The organism is Clostridium sp. MCC344, assembly GCF_018785365.1.
Classification (GTDB): domain Bacteria; phylum Bacillota; class Clostridia; order Lachnospirales; family Lachnospiraceae; genus Pilosibacter.
This window is the reverse complement of record NZ_WQPQ01000011.1, coordinates 1-14,219: the sequence shown is the minus strand read 5'-3', so window position 1 is coordinate 14,219 and position 14,219 is coordinate 1. Positions and strand designations below refer to the sequence as shown.

Below are 14,219 nucleotides of genomic sequence, written 5' to 3'. Positions count from 1 at the left end.
CTCGAAAATGAAGTTCAAAGACCATTTAGATTTTCATAAATTACCTTTCGATAAAGAAAAGATCCGTGAACAGGTCGAAAAGATCGCGGCGGACTGTATGCGCTGGGTGACGCGCAGACAGAATGCAAGACCGCTTCTGGCGATGGCTTTGTGCACCTGTATCGCGTTTTCCGCGATGGTGCCATATATTCCGGTGGCCGCCCCGGCTGAGATCAGTACAGAGAGGATCACAGAACCGGAGACCTTTGATATCCTCGAGGATCCGACGGAGAGAGAGACTGAGGAGACCACAGCGGAGATCGACCCGGATGCTCCGGCCCCGTATAAATTAAATCTCGCAAATATGTACGCAGAGGGATCGGAGACAAGCTATGCGGAGATCCTGATGAAGGAGCTGATCCAGAAGGATTCCAAATGGTTTGCTGCGATCTACGATATGGCAAATACGGCACCGGTAAAGCTGGCGCCTGCCTTTGGACGCAAGGCATCCTCCGTTCTCGGACAGTACAATCCGACATCAAAGACCCAGAATAAAAATGATCCGTCCACCTGGTATGTGGAACATTTTAAGAATGTAAAGATCACGTTCTACAACGGAGACGGAGAGGTCACATCCGCGGTCTCCAATGCCCAGGACATTCTTTCCATGGCGAGTGTATATGCTTATTACAACGGGATCACGGACCTTGATTCGATCCGTGCCTACGTCAATGATCTCTGGACAAAATCACATTCCTACCAGGCAGTTTTGGGAAACGTCTACTACTGTGATGGCTGTGTGGATCCGAACGCGTCCGCGGAAGAGGGAGATTCTGAGCTGGAAGGAGAGGATACATTCGTATCCGGGCGGAATATCGATACCGAGATCCGGACAGATGTGGGAGATGAGGTCATCGACCAGGCCGGAGACACGGTTTCCGTGAACGGGGAGAGCTACAGCGGCAGCTCTTCGTCCGCCTCCTCCGCGCAGGGGGCGTCGGAAGGCACCACAACGGCAGCTGAGACAACAACGGTACCGCCGTCAGCTGCAAACCACACAGAAGGAGCTGAGACAAAGGAGTCGACCACGAGTGCCCTGGATTCCCTGGCTGAGACAGCAGAGAGCGTGATCCAGGAGACGAAGAAGAAGACGACGATCGTCCGTGTGGAAGATTCCACTACAGCGGCTGAGACGACAAAAGCTCCGGAGACAACACCGCAGACAGCGGCACCTTCGACACAGGCGGAGACAGCGCCGCAGACAACAGCACCTTCTTCTGAGGCAGCGGAAGAGACCACGGTAAAGGTTATCCGTGTCAGTGACAACGGAGATTCCGATGCAAGCTCCGATTATATCGTCCATGCGGCCGCGGAAACTGCAGCACCTGCGGAGATAGCAGCATCCGAGGAAAGTGAGGATCCGAAAACCGATCCGGAGCTCATCCCTGTTTCTGATGAACAAGCTGAAACAGCGGAGCAGTACACCGTCCATGCGGCCGCTTCCCATGCGCTGATCTGCCCGGGACATGTCGATCTTAAGATCACGGCGATCATCCGGACCCTCAGCGAGAGCGCAAACCTTTACAGCATCGATGATGCGGGAAATGCGGTGGGAGAGACTGCATCAGTAACCGCAGACGGAACCGGCTGGGAAGGCTGGAACCGCAGAATGACTTCTTTCGTAAGTCATATCAACCGTCAGGACTGGACAGCGACTTACGGATTAAACGTAGTCGTGGAGGGAACGAGAGCGCCGCTTTCCACTGCTGAGATCGACACCTACATGAGCAAACTTCCGAAAGACCTGTCGGAGACGAGAAAGGACATTATCCGGTATGCACTCCAGTCTGTCGGAAAAGTCCCGTATTACTGGGGCGGAAAAGCCAGCGCCCAGAATTACACCGGCAACAATTTCGGTTCTGTCACGATCCCGGATCACAAAGGACGTATCTTAAAGGGACTCGACTGCTCCGGATGGGTCAACTGGGTATACTGGTCCGTTACGGGAACACACCTGCCGTATGAAGGCACGGAGGGCTTAAAGACGCTTGGCCGTCAGGTAAAACGTCGGGATCTGAAGCCTGGTGACATCGTCGTGATCACCGGATCAACGCCGCACGTGATCATGTTCCTTGGATTCACCTCAAACGGACAGATCCAGTGTGTCCATGAGACGGGTTCCGCGAACAATGTAACGATCGGTGTTATGAACGCGAACTGGCCGTATTACAGAAATCTTCTGGACTAAAATATGAGATGATACAGCACCCGCTTTCCGGTATGCATGTGGTCTTGATAAAGATTGCAGGCGGCCGGAAAGCGGGTGTTTGTTATAGATCCTGCAGAAACAGACTATGTTATAAAGGCTGGATTTCCGGAAACTACCTACATCATTGTGGCAAATTTCACCTACATTTTTTGCGTTGCAAATATCACAAAGTCGGCGTTTTTGCGTTGCAAATATCACAAAGCTGGTAAATGTAAGTGGACTTGTCACAAAGTCGTCACTTCTTCACGATTTTCGCTTACTCTGCTTGCAGATTTGGACAAATGTCATGCCCGGAAAGCATCATATTCATGTATGTTCTTTTTATAATTACCTAAGAACTTACATCATGTAATCTATGGTGTCTGAAAACATATCCTGACAACGATGTGATTGCTCACAGATTTTCTATAGTGGATGATAAAAAACAAGCACCAGGGGCAACTTCTGTCTTCCGGCGCTTGTTCTTTTTGGGGGGGATGTTGTAATTTTGTAGTTACGATTTAATAATAGGTAATATACTCTCCAAAATGGTAGTTAAAGGACTGCTTGGTGCCGAGGTCTGTCTCTTCACGCCAATCCTGCTTGAGAGAAATCAGTCCGTTATCGCTTCCGTACGGGTCAGCCAGTTGCGGATCACATCAACAACAGCGTTATATGGTGTTCTTTCTTTTTCTGTATATCAGCTGTCTTCATGAAAATTATTAGGCTGGCCGGACAACTTGCTGATGACATAAGCATTATTGATAAGATAGCTGTTGTGTTTGCGCATGCCATGATGATTCATTTCTGCGGAGTCCGCATTCTCGTATGTCAACTGTTTGATGTTCAGTGCATAAAAATCGACGACGCACTTTAATGGATAATTGGAATCGTATGCCACATCACGAATCTTTCCACCTTCGGAGTCGGTATCAATCTGATCAGTAGTTGCAGTCTTGACTCTTCCATTTTCATCAATCACACGCAGAAGATAATGTCAATGTAGATAGACATGGCACAAAGTCGAATTTTATGTGGGTAGAACATGATACAAAGTCGTTACCACTCTGTCGGCTCATGAGGCAGGGACTCATAATGAGAGGTGACGTATCCATTCATTGTTCCTTCTTTATCCGGATTTAAAGTTATGGATCAGAGAAATTATGCGAATAATCCGCCGCTTACGAAAAAGGGAAGGGAAAACTATTGCTTTACAGTATTATAGTGATATAATGTAATATGTATGTAAATTGAATACTTCTTAAGTTAAACGGAAATGATATGGATTTACTCTGGCATGGCCGCTCGATAAGAGAATGCATTGTTAATTTGCAGATAAAAGATTTATCGTAAGTGGCTTCATTAAATCTTGACCAGATTGGGCCATTTTTATAAACAAAAAATACCTAGGGGAGTATAAGACTAGCACCAGATAAATCTTAAGAAAAAGAGGAGGGAATTAAAAAAATCATAAGAAACTTGTCCTGAGTTGACGAGAGAAAATTCAGGACTGAATACAGCAGAAAAAAGAAAGAAGAAAAAAGGATTATGAAAAAACGTTGGCTGGCTTTTGCAATGTCGATCAGCATGGCATGTACTTTAATGTATGGAAATGCCGTTGCAGCTGAGGATCATACAGAACGGAGGAATGTAGCAGCAACAGATGAAGACAGCGCAGAAGCAAAAAATCCCGAAACTGGAGATTTAAGAATCGCAACGCCTGGAAATGCCACAGAAACTAAGGCAAGCGGAAGTAATGGAACCAAACAGGAAACGATGCAACCTTCGAACACAAAGATTGATCCGTTGATGCTTGCAAGAGGTGCTCAGGTATCCGATGCAATTTATCTTGATGCAGGAGGAAACGATTCTCAGGCTGGTACGAGCGCGGACACTGCGGTTCAAACTTTGGAGAAAGCTTATGAATTGGCTGAAAATGGAGGTACCATTTATTTGCTTTCTGATATTGTATTGCAGTGCCCGGCGATATTGACTGGCGATAAGTCTGTGACACTGGAAAGTATTTCTGGTGATGAAAAACATACGATTACATATTCAAGTGCCATTAAACCGAAGCCGAAGCAAGACAATTATATGATCAAGATAGGTGATGAAACGGGTGGCTCAGACCAGACGAAAATGGTATTTGAAAATCTGACGATAGATGCTGCGGATCAGGATATGCGGTGTCTGAGAGTTTGCTCCGGTGCCAGCCTGACTCTTGCTGATGGAGTGACCGTAACAAACGGCCGGGCAATCAACCAAGATGGAACTACAGGATCCAACGACTGGGGTGGCGGCATTGTCGTAGATGGCAAAGCAACGCTGACAATGGAGGATGGATCTAAAATTACAAATTGTTCCGCAGAATGGGGCGGTGCAGTATATGTAAGCGGTGAAATGGTAATAAACGGAGGTGAAGTAAGCAATAATAAAGCCGTTGGAGATATTTACAATATTAACGGAGTAGACAGATCTGCAAGTGCACATGGCGGCGCCATTATGATTCGAGCATGTAAAGCTGATTATGACATAACCTACGATAAACCGGCGAAGCTTATCATGAATGGTGGAGAAATTAAGAATAATGCAGCTACTGCCGAAGCCAGTGCGTTTGGAGGTGCCATATCGATTCTTGGGGCGCCAAAAGCATCGAACGTTCCAAATGTTTTTGAAATGTCTGGTGGTTCCATATCAGACAATTATGCTATCAGCGGTGGTGCTGTTTCTGCTTATGTTGCAGATGCTTATTTTCAGGGAAATGCAGAAATTCAGATTTCAGATGATGCTGCTATAACAGAGAATAAAGCAAGAAGTCGTGGTGGTGCCATTTATTTAGAAAGCAATAATGCAGAAAACTATACCAATAATCTGGAAATAACAGGCGGTACTATTTCTGAGAATAAAGCTACAAATATTGGAAGCAAAGGCGGCGGTATCTATTTATCAGGACGCGGTGACAAGCTCTATCTGACAGACGGTGCAATTGAGAAGAATGAAGCTGGTTGGGGTGGTGCTATTTCAATCAATTCCGATATAACTGGAAAGAAAAAAGCTGAAGCATATGTACTTGGCGGCACAATTGTGAACAACAAAGCTAAGGATGGCTATCCGACGCAGGATGATCCGACAGAACGTGTTTATTATGGCAATGCAATTGATCAAGATGGTGATCTGTACCTGAATGGCGTAAGTGCGGACGTCAACGGAGATATCCGGATTAAATGCGAGGGATTTGGAAACAGAATTTTAACAAATCGTTTTGTAACATTAGTCGGTGCATCGGAAGATATGCATGACTATGAACTTTCATCCACACTGGATGAATCGCTGGATGGAAGAGCCGTTGTAGTTCCAGGAAATATTACATATGATGGAACGGATTATGCAGTTGCTGATGCTGAGCCATATGTGTCCCACTTTAAGCAGAATCATAAGAGAATCGTTACCAATACAGACTACTTAAAGCAGGTCCCGACTGGGACACCCCATGATAAGAGCCTGGTTCTGTACGGAAAGCATGCTGTGGAGATTACCCCGATGGACATCACCATTTACGTCGGCGGTAATGGCTATGAGGGTGTAATTGGCTCTGATGGTCAATTTGCTACGAACGATCTGCCGGAAATCGGATTTTATCTGACTCTTCCGGATGAATTAAATGAACAGCTTGGGAGTACGGAAGAAAAGCCAGAGGATCTTAGTGATAAAATTGCCCTTACTTATAAGGGTGATTCTGGAAGTACAACACGGAACTGGGCTTTGCAATTATATGGAAAAGAGGATAGCAGCAAGACAAGTGTTGATGGACAGCACGTTTATATTTATAAACTGATGCCAAGTAAAATAGACGGGACGGATCAGCAGATACCGCTTCGCATGCAGTTTACGGATAAAGCTGGTAACGTTATCGTAGATTCCAAATTCCCTGTCAGTGAAACGGATCAGTTCCGTGATTATAAAGTCGATTTCTATTTCGGAGAGCTGGATTCGAAGCTTTATAACGTCACAATCCAGATTAACGGAAGCATACAAACATATCCGGTTATTTTAAACAGTGGAAGCTTAAGAGTACGTGGAAATAAAGATCAGACATATCGGGAGATTTCCTATACTAAGCTAGGCGTTGATCCGGAAAATAAAGACGTTTTGCTGGTAGAAGCGGCGCAGAATGATACGCAGTACTTTATCAATCAGAGTGGTGTCAATGCAGACCTGTCAGGAGTAAAAATGCTGGTTGATCACAGCCTTGATGATGCGCTCCTGACTGCTTATCTGGATCAGAACAAGAATGCGGAAGGAAAATATGCTTATCAGTTCAGATATCTTGATCTGGTTGATACACATAATGGCAATGCCTATGTAACAATGGCCGATGGCCAGAAAATGAACATTTACTGGCCGGTCCCTGCAGATGCAAAAGAAGATTCAGAGTTCCATATTGTTCACTTTAAAGGTCTTGACCGGGAAAGCAATGCGGATATCAATGATTTACTGACAACCCGTATTCCGGAAGAGGAAGAATGTGAAACAGCGGTCATTGATGGAAAGAAATTTGTCAAATTTACCGTTGATTCATTTTCTCCGTTTGCTCTGTTATATGAAAAAGAATCCGGAACAACAGACACCCCAGGGACGACGGATAAGCCTGGAACAACGGATAAACCAGGGACGATAGATCCGACAAAACCTGCTTCTCCAAGCAATGCGAACAAGCAGACTCCGAGTAATTCGAGCCACTCGGATTCTTCGGATGATTCTGATGATTCAGGTTCCTCGACGAACAGCAGAAAATCCCGGACAGTAACAACAAACGAGACGAGTACGACCACAGAAACAACGGAAACATCCAGTCAGGAAGAAACGCAGACGCAGACGGACACAGTTACCGAGACACTCCAGGAAAATTCTACTTCGGATGAATCATCTATCGATTCTACACCGAAAACAGGGGATGAATCTATGACATGGATGAATCTGATACTAATGGAAGGATCCTTGATCGGCATGATTGCTTTGATCATTATGAGAAGGAAAAAGCAGTCAAAAGAATGATGATCTTTAAAACTGATCAGGCGAGTGAAACAAAGACAGCAGAAGAATCAGAAAATCCGGAAGATAGATATTAAGGAAATCAAAAAACCAGGAAAAGAATAAGAACAGGGATGTCGAGCCGGAAACGACCCGTACATCCCTGTTTCCTTATTCTTCGTCATCCGGGAATCCAAAGATGAGGGAAAGTTCCACCTCACTGGAGTCGGTACTGATGGTGATGTGATCAGCTGCAGTGATAACCGTGTGCATCATTTTTTCGTTGGACGTAATATCAATGGCGTGCTGGCTGATCAGCGATGCCGTAATGTCGTGACATGCATCCTGATCAACTTTCAGTCTGGAACCGGTGAGTGCTGCAAAATTTTAAAAGACAAAGGGAACTTATAAGTTCTGCGTTAAACCAAAAGTTCAATGCGGATTTTTCTGCAATGTGCGATAATGATCGTATCAGAAGTATTGCAGAAAAGGAGGTGCATGGAATGATGAATGTCAGAAGAATTGCGGAACGGACTCATCCATGCAAAACAAAGAAGATTCGGAAAGAAACATATTCTGTGTTTCTGCCGCATATGAAACATGAACCGATCCTGAAGAGATTGTCCATGTACAAGGAGGACCTGATCTGCATTTACCAGCGACTGCGGTACGGATATTGCTATCGCGATACCTGGTCGATTGATCAATGGTTCCTTACGGTTGTTCCGAACATAATTCATGATCTTCGCATTAACAGCCACGGTTACCCTGGCTCTTTTGAGGGGCTGGAAGAAGAAAACATCCGAAAATGGGACCGTATTCTGAGAAGAATGGAATTTCTGTTCCGGGAAGCAAATGAGGGTACGTGCAGAAAGAAGAATCGGTACGAGGAAGAACATGAGTTGGCACAGGAAGAATTTATAGCAAAATACGGCATGTTCGGAGAAAAATTGAAAACGGAAGAGGATCTTGCACGGGAAAAGCGGGAGCATACTCTCCGTTTGTATACAATGAGCGATGTGCCAGAATATGCGGAGATTTCTGAAAAGTGGCTGGTGTCTGAGGGAGAACTGCGTAAGTACCGGGACCAGTGCCTGAGGCGGGGCATGGAGCTTATGACAAAGTATTTCTGGAATCTGTGGGATTGATCAGCAGAGCCAGACAAAAAGGAAGCGACAGGGAGTCGAAGGATGGTTCCCTGCCGCTTCTGTCGTTGGCTTTCTGCTTCTTCCGGTTATATGCCCTGCCGTTTGGCATGGTCCGCGTTGCCGGATTCAGGACGCCCCAGGTGGAACGCTGTGCGGAATGATATGCTTTTCTTGCCTTTTTACTCTGCTTGTTGATCGGGACAAATGATTTCTTCATGCGGCACCTCGATTCTGCTCAAGGATCTCCATGATGTCATGGCAGAAATCCATGTAGTCGTTGTGTCCGAAAAGCAGCATCTTGTTGTAGAGCGATTCCATGGATTTCTCAAATTTTGCCGTATCCTTCCTTCTGACTTTGCAAAGAATGATGCGGTACGGGGAATCTTCCCGAGAAAATTCGTCTCCGAAGTGCACAGAAACATGGTTTTGCGCGAGCAGGAAATCCGCAAGGTAGTTTTTATGATCAATGTACATATACTGGACGGACAGAATGGAGAGACCGCCAAGTCTCAGAAAATTTTTCATGTATGCTCCTTTTTGTGATTGTCTGCAAGGAAAAGGATGCGGAACTTACATCCCGCACCCTGTGGTACCTGAAACCGTACCCCGGCACCGATGTGATCTCTCACGGGTTTTCTACAGGAGGATGATTCCCATTTCTATTTATCTGATTAGCGTACCATGAACCTTAAGATACAACGGATAAAAAATAACAAAATAATCCATGCCATTGAACGTTTAACCATCGTATTTGCATTTAAAAAGTCCCCTGTACGGAATAAATCTAAATATCCACTTCGAACAGAAATGTCTGATTGTACCGGTCAAGCGCAATCTGCATTTCCATGATCTCCTTGGAGATGCGTTCATAATCCCGTTTTACCAGATCCAGATCGTAATTGGTATAGCGGTATTCAGGAACGGCATTCCTGGAGTTGAAAGAGTATTCTTTTTCCCTCATTTTAGGCAGGCATTTCCGCATGATGTCCAGGGTTGTCCTGCGGGAATTAAGCTGTGCCATTCTTACCAGGATACTGTCAACGCTCATTTCCGTATCGCCGATCGGGATTTTTGCGGTGGCATTGGCCAGGTTCAGGGCGTGCTTGATGATGATGGTCTTGCGGTCGATTTCATTTAATGTCTCTGACATGGCGGAGTAGTCATACTCCGGGATGACCGGTTCCTCGTTGATGGCAGCAATATAAGTTCTGGATGATATTTCTTTGCCTGTCCAGTAGGACTTTTCGTCCGCCAGGTTCTTGAGCAGTTTATTGGCATAAGCCGAAGTCATTTTCATGATATGTTCGCCTCCTTCGTATCAATTCCTTATGACATGATTATAAGGCAGGAGATGGAAGATGTCATTGAACCTGTGGTTTAAAGAAGCCCATAAACGAGGAATATCCCCGTCAATGACGAGGATATCTTCAATATTGGTATGTAATAATCTGCTGAGAATAATAAAGTTGTCCAGGCTCGGCAGGGACTTATAACATCGATGAGTCGGAAATGATCAAAGAACTTCTGGAACGATACCAAATGGCTGTCATCAGGAGGGAGGGCAGTTTTCAATCAAGTCTAAGGCTGATTTCCCGTCCATGTACAGGGTTATATGATAAGCTCAGAATTACACCGGCTTATGTGGATCTTTTCCTTGAACAGAGACAGGATTCGCTGCCGTGGGAACATTTAAACGAAAGTGACTGGGAATTAGTGTGCATCGATGATCATATTCGATATCATTGGAATGAATTAAAGAAAATGGCGATGGAAGAGAGTTGGCTGCAGCAAGAGAATCTTTCATGGCGATGCAAGAAGGATCGCATATGGAATCTATTGGACAGGCTTCATAATCTGTGGTATCTTATGGTAGAGGATTCTTCAGGGATTCTTCATGTATACAGATATGACGAAAGTGGAAAAATGTCGGCTTCAGAATGAAGCCGACTTTGTGACAATTTCACCCATATTTAACGACTTTGTGATATTTGGAACGCACAAAAGTGCCGACTTTGTGATATTTTCACCCATATTTAACGACTTTGTGATAACTTCACCTATACGAAAATAACGACTTTGTGATATTTAGGACACACAAAAGTGTCGACTTTGTGATAAATGACCTTCAAAATAACGACTTTGTGACAAATACACCTATATTAAGTGTCGACTTTGTGATAAGTTTACCTATATTTGCCGACTTTGTGACAGAATGGCACACAGTATTTTCATCAAAAGCAGGTCAAAATGGTCGAAAAGGAGCACTTTGTGACAATTTACCTACATCATTGTGACAAAAGTACCTACATTGACAACAATTGACAAAAACGCAAAAAGAGAGTACTCTATTCATAGATTCCCAACTATTCGTGAAAGAACAGTTTATCGAATAGTTCCGCGCAAAAGCACCCATATTTCCAATATATTCCATGAAATGAGGTTTTTTATGAAATTACAACGTCTTTTAAGTCTGGTCCGTCAGGCCGTTGATGACTACGATCTCATCGATGATCAAGACTATATTGCTGTCGGTGTCTCCGGCGGTAAGGACAGCCTGGCTCTTCTTTATGCACTCCATGAGCTGCAGCGTTTTTATCCGAAACATTTTACACTTCACGCATTCACGGTCGATCTCGGTTTCGGAATTCAGGATTTCAGCGGCATAAAGGCCTTTTGCGACGGCTTTCAGGTGCCGCTCACGATAATCCCTACCGAAATCGGTAAAATCGTTTTTGAGACCCGTCATGAGTCCAATCCGTGCTCTCTGTGCGCTAAAATGCGCAAAGGCGCCCTCAATCTTGAGGCAAAGACCGCCGGATGCAATAAAATTGCCTACGCGCACCATAAGGACGATATTATCGAAACTATGCTGTTGTCACTGATGTATGAAGGCCGGTTCTACACATTTCCTCCGAAGACCTTTCTGGACCGCACGGAACTCACAGTGATCCGCCCGCTCATGTATGTCTCCGAGGCGGATGTGATCGGTTTCAAAAACAAGTATCAGCTTCCGGTGTGCAAAAATCCGTGTCCGGCTGATGGTCACACAAAACGCGAATATGTTAAAAATTTAACCAAACAGTTAAATAAAGAAAATCCGGGGATCAAAGAACGGCTGTTCCATGCGGTGGTATCCGGTAATATTGATGGATGGGCGCTTCCCGGACAGCACTCTCCTGCTGCCGGTCAGGATCTTGCCGGTCAGGATCTGCCGAAAGCTTCATCTGTAACAAAGGAGGAATTTTGATGGCTACACTCTCCTACCATGAACAAAAAGATATCGAAAACATCAAAAAACTGCGGGAGCTTCAGAAAGAACTTCCATCTTTCTGCTCTGACTTCTTCCGCGGGATCGAAACGAGCACGTCCACACGGACCAGGATTGCCTATGCATATGATCTGAAGATCTTTTTCCAGTTTTTAAAGACGGCGAATCCGGGAACTTTTAATAATCCGGCTCATACGCTCACACCGGCGGATCTCGAAAAACTGACGGTAACCGATCTGGAAGAATACATCGACTACCTGAAATGCCATCCGGGCGAGACAAGTGATGATATTGTCAACACCGAACGCGGACTCATGCGGAAAGTCTCCTCTCTCCGGAGCTTTTACAGCTATTTTTTCCGGAATGAGCAGATCGAGAAGAATCCTGCTGCCCTTGTCCGCATGCCGAAGCTTCATGAAAAAGAGATCATCCGTCTGGAGATCGATGAGGTTGCAAAACTCCTCGATGAAGTTGAGGAAGGCGATAAATTGACGGAAAAGCAGAAGCTTTACCATGAACGAACAAAAGTTCGGGACCTCGCGATGATGTCACTTCTTCTCGGGACCGGGATCCGTGTCTCGGAATGCGTCGGCTTAAACATCAACGATGTGGATCTCGACACCTGCGGCGCCAGAGTCTACCGGAAAGGCGGAAAAGAATCCGTCATCTATTTCAGCGACGAGGTCCGTGACGTGCTGGAAAATTATCTGAATGAGAGGGAAATGATCGATGCGGTCCCGGGAAATGAGGATGCTCTCTTCCTCTCCATGCAGCGGAAACGGATCAATGTCCGCAGCGTGGAAAACCTTGTAAAGAAATATGCGAAGCTTGTCACACCTCTTAAGAAGATCACACCGCATAAATTACGTAGCACATACGGTACCAGTCTCTACCGGGAAACCGGCGATATCTATCTTGTCGCCTCTGTCCTGGGCCACAACGACGTAAATACGACCCGGAAACATTATGCCGCCCAGGAGGAAGAACGCAGACGATCGGCGCGGAATGTGGTGAGATTGAGGGAGGACTGACATATCAGCCTCCGTACTGTTCCATCAGCCGGGAAGCTTCTCTCTTCATGGTTTCCACAACATCCTCCGGTCCGAGAATTTTTACATTTGGGCCCAGTGAAAATACCCAGGCCAGGAACTGCCGGCTGACACGGACATCTACATTGGCGGTGACATGATCTGCATCTGCCGGGAACAGCATGATATCTCTCCCAAATCGGTCAATGATAACCCCGACCAGATCATTATGGATCAAAAGCTTAACCTTTTCTTCCTTACCGCCATACATGCCAAAACTTTTTTTGGTATAATCTGCCATATTGAGTTTTGAGAAAGCTTCTTTTCCATCACGGGGATCTTCTGATAAATTGATTTTCAGCATTTTGTCCACACGGTAATGCTTTATCTTTTGAGCCTCTGAATCAAAACCGATCATATAATAATTCTCATCATCCCACAGGAGTCCCCATGGGCTGATATGATACCATTTCCCATTATGCCGCAATTCCATTTCCTTTTTCGCGTTCCACTGGTAATATTGAAATTTGATCTTCCGGTTTTCAGAAATAGCGGCATGAATCGTATTGACCGAATAATAGATGCTTTCATTCATCGTTTTGATCCGGCCGGATACATAAACCTGACGCTGCAGCTTCTGGGCATCATATTTGCTTACCAGTTTCTCGAGCTTTTTGATCAGAATATTCGTTTTCTTTTCTGTAATAAATTTAGATGATTGAATGGCATCTACAAGCAGCTTCAGTTCCGGCAGTTCAAATGGTCTGCTGACCACATGATAATGGTAACGATTGCCGACAGACTCACCCTCAACCTCGATTCCAAAAGAGGACAGGTCACGCAGATCATTATAAAGGCTTTTTCGATCCGCAGTGATGTCGTATCGTCTTAGCGCCTCCATGATCTCTGCCATCGTGATATAATGCTCGTCATCTGTCTGTTCCAGCATAATTTGAGCCAGACGATATAATTTTAATTTCTGATTGGTTCCTTTTGGCATAATCATACTTCCCTTTTCTTTGCAAGCTATTTCATACTATATAGTGATAGTATACAATAAATTCGTGACATACTCCCACCACTTAGCTCACGCTTGAAGTGGGGGCTTCTCGTTCGATTGCCCCGTTGGGCAAAGCATTCACGAGCGATCCCCGTGTGTCCCACGGCTCTTTTTGGCTGATATCTTTTTATGATGCTTTTTCGCTTTTTTCTAATATGATCCCGGATATTCTCAGACCTTCCCGGCAGATATTAATCGCCGCATTTTCATCACGGTCCATCCGGTTTCCGCAGCTGCAAAGATATACCCGCTCTTCCAGTTTCAGATCATGTTTTATTTTTCCACAACAGCTGCATGTTCTGGAACTGGGATACCAGCGGTCGATGCGGACAAGCTTCTTCCCTTCCCGTTCCAGTTTATACTGCAAAAAATCTGTAAACATTCTCCAACCGTTGTCATGAACACTTTTTCCAAAATGATGTTCCCCGCTCATCGTCTTCAGATCCAGATCTTCAAT

General features: G+C 45.1%; 11 protein-coding genes. 6 read left to right on the top strand and 5 right to left on the bottom strand.

Going from position 1 to position 14,219, the window contains the following annotated elements; all coding sequences use genetic code 11:
• The first annotated feature begins 7 nt into the window (after positions 1-7).
• From GPK90_RS02200 to GPK90_RS02190, 3 genes are all read left to right on the top strand, one after another.
• A complete protein-coding gene (locus GPK90_RS02200) occupies positions 8-2,227 on the top strand; it encodes a C40 family peptidase (RefSeq protein WP_215702038.1) in 2,220 nt (739 codons plus the stop codon).
• A gap of 1,548 nt (positions 2,228-3,775) precedes the next feature.
• Positions 3,776-7,282 (top strand): LPXTG cell wall anchor domain-containing protein, encoded by a 3,507-nt coding sequence (locus tag GPK90_RS02195; protein ID WP_215702037.1) that lies wholly within the window; start codon positions 3,776-3,778, stop codon positions 7,280-7,282.
• Between the two features lie 479 nt (positions 7,283-7,761).
• Complete coding sequence (locus GPK90_RS02190; protein WP_118321055.1) at positions 7,762-8,406, top strand: hypothetical protein; 645 nt, start codon at positions 7,762-7,764, stop codon at positions 8,404-8,406.
• Here GPK90_RS02190 and GPK90_RS02185 read toward each other — a convergent pair.
• The 3 genes from GPK90_RS02185 to GPK90_RS02175 form a co-directional block, all read right to left on the bottom strand.
• Positions 8,372-8,623 carry a hypothetical protein gene (locus GPK90_RS02185; protein ID WP_118321054.1) on the bottom strand — a complete coding sequence of 84 codons (252 nt, stop codon included), beginning with the start codon at positions 8,621-8,623 and terminating at the stop codon, positions 8,372-8,374. The two genes, GPK90_RS02190 and GPK90_RS02185, sit on opposite strands and share 35 nt — an antisense overlap.
• Entirely contained in the window at positions 8,620-8,931 is a 312-nt protein-coding gene (locus tag GPK90_RS02180; RefSeq protein WP_118321053.1) for a hypothetical protein, read from the bottom strand. Before GPK90_RS02180 ends, GPK90_RS02185 begins: the two co-directional genes overlap by 4 nt.
• Positions 8,932-9,190: 259 nt before the next feature.
• The gene (locus GPK90_RS02175) at positions 9,191-9,703 is read right to left on the bottom strand and encodes a hypothetical protein (protein WP_182428161.1); all 513 of its coding nucleotides are present in this window, start codon (positions 9,701-9,703) and stop codon (positions 9,191-9,193) included.
• Positions 9,704-9,915: 212 nt separating this feature from the next.
• Here GPK90_RS02175 and GPK90_RS02170 point away from each other — a divergent pair, with 212 nt between their 5' ends.
• The 3 genes from GPK90_RS02170 (at position 9,916) to GPK90_RS02160 (ending at position 12,705) form a co-directional block, all read left to right on the top strand.
• The gene (locus GPK90_RS02170; RefSeq protein ID WP_118321051.1) at positions 9,916-10,347 is read left to right on the top strand and encodes a hypothetical protein; all 432 of its coding nucleotides are present in this window, start codon (positions 9,916-9,918) and stop codon (positions 10,345-10,347) included.
• Between the two features lie 505 nt (positions 10,348-10,852).
• Positions 10,853-11,653 carry a tRNA 2-thiocytidine biosynthesis TtcA family protein gene (locus tag GPK90_RS02165; protein ID WP_243015937.1) on the top strand — a complete coding sequence of 267 codons (801 nt, stop codon included), beginning with the start codon at positions 10,853-10,855 and terminating at the stop codon, positions 11,651-11,653.
• Positions 11,653-12,705 carry a tyrosine-type recombinase/integrase gene (locus GPK90_RS02160; protein WP_118650169.1) on the top strand — a complete coding sequence of 351 codons (1,053 nt, stop codon included), beginning with the start codon at positions 11,653-11,655 and terminating at the stop codon, positions 12,703-12,705. Before GPK90_RS02165 ends, GPK90_RS02160 begins: the two co-directional genes overlap by 1 nt.
• Before the next feature lie 4 nt (positions 12,706-12,709).
• Here GPK90_RS02160 and GPK90_RS02155 read toward each other — a convergent pair whose 3' ends face one another.
• Positions 12,710-13,702: a helix-turn-helix transcriptional regulator gene (locus GPK90_RS02155; RefSeq protein WP_118650168.1), complete on the bottom strand. Its 993-nt coding sequence runs from the start codon at positions 13,700-13,702 to the stop codon at positions 12,710-12,712.
• A 187-nt stretch (positions 13,703-13,889) separates the two neighbouring features.
• On the bottom strand, positions 13,890-14,219 hold a 330-nt coding region (locus GPK90_RS02150; protein ID WP_215702036.1), incomplete at its 5' end, for an RNA-guided endonuclease TnpB family protein.

Bases quoted from the DNA above. Each gene is read 5' to 3' on its own strand.
- GPK90_RS02200 (WP_215702038.1), top strand. From the start codon at position 8: ATGAAGTTCAAAGACCATTTAGATTTTCATAAATTACCTTTCGATAAA.
- GPK90_RS02195 (WP_215702037.1), top strand. From the start codon at position 3,776: ATGAAAAAACGTTGGCTGGCTTTTGCAATGTCGATCAGCATGGCATGT.
- GPK90_RS02190 (WP_118321055.1), top strand. From the start codon at position 7,762: ATGATGAATGTCAGAAGAATTGCGGAACGGACTCATCCATGCAAAACA.
- GPK90_RS02185 (WP_118321054.1), bottom strand. From the start codon at position 8,623: ATGAAGAAATCATTTGTCCCGATCAACAAGCAGAGTAAAAAGGCAAGA.
- GPK90_RS02180 (WP_118321053.1), bottom strand. From the start codon at position 8,931: ATGAAAAATTTTCTGAGACTTGGCGGTCTCTCCATTCTGTCCGTCCAG.
- GPK90_RS02175 (WP_182428161.1), bottom strand. From the start codon at position 9,703: ATGAAAATGACTTCGGCTTATGCCAATAAACTGCTCAAGAACCTGGCG.
- GPK90_RS02170 (WP_118321051.1), top strand. From the start codon at position 9,916: ATGATCAAAGAACTTCTGGAACGATACCAAATGGCTGTCATCAGGAGG.
- GPK90_RS02165 (WP_243015937.1), top strand. From the start codon at position 10,853: ATGAAATTACAACGTCTTTTAAGTCTGGTCCGTCAGGCCGTTGATGAC.
- GPK90_RS02160 (WP_118650169.1), top strand. From the start codon at position 11,653: ATGGCTACACTCTCCTACCATGAACAAAAAGATATCGAAAACATCAAA.
- GPK90_RS02155 (WP_118650168.1), bottom strand. From the start codon at position 13,702: ATGCCAAAAGGAACCAATCAGAAATTAAAATTATATCGTCTGGCTCAA.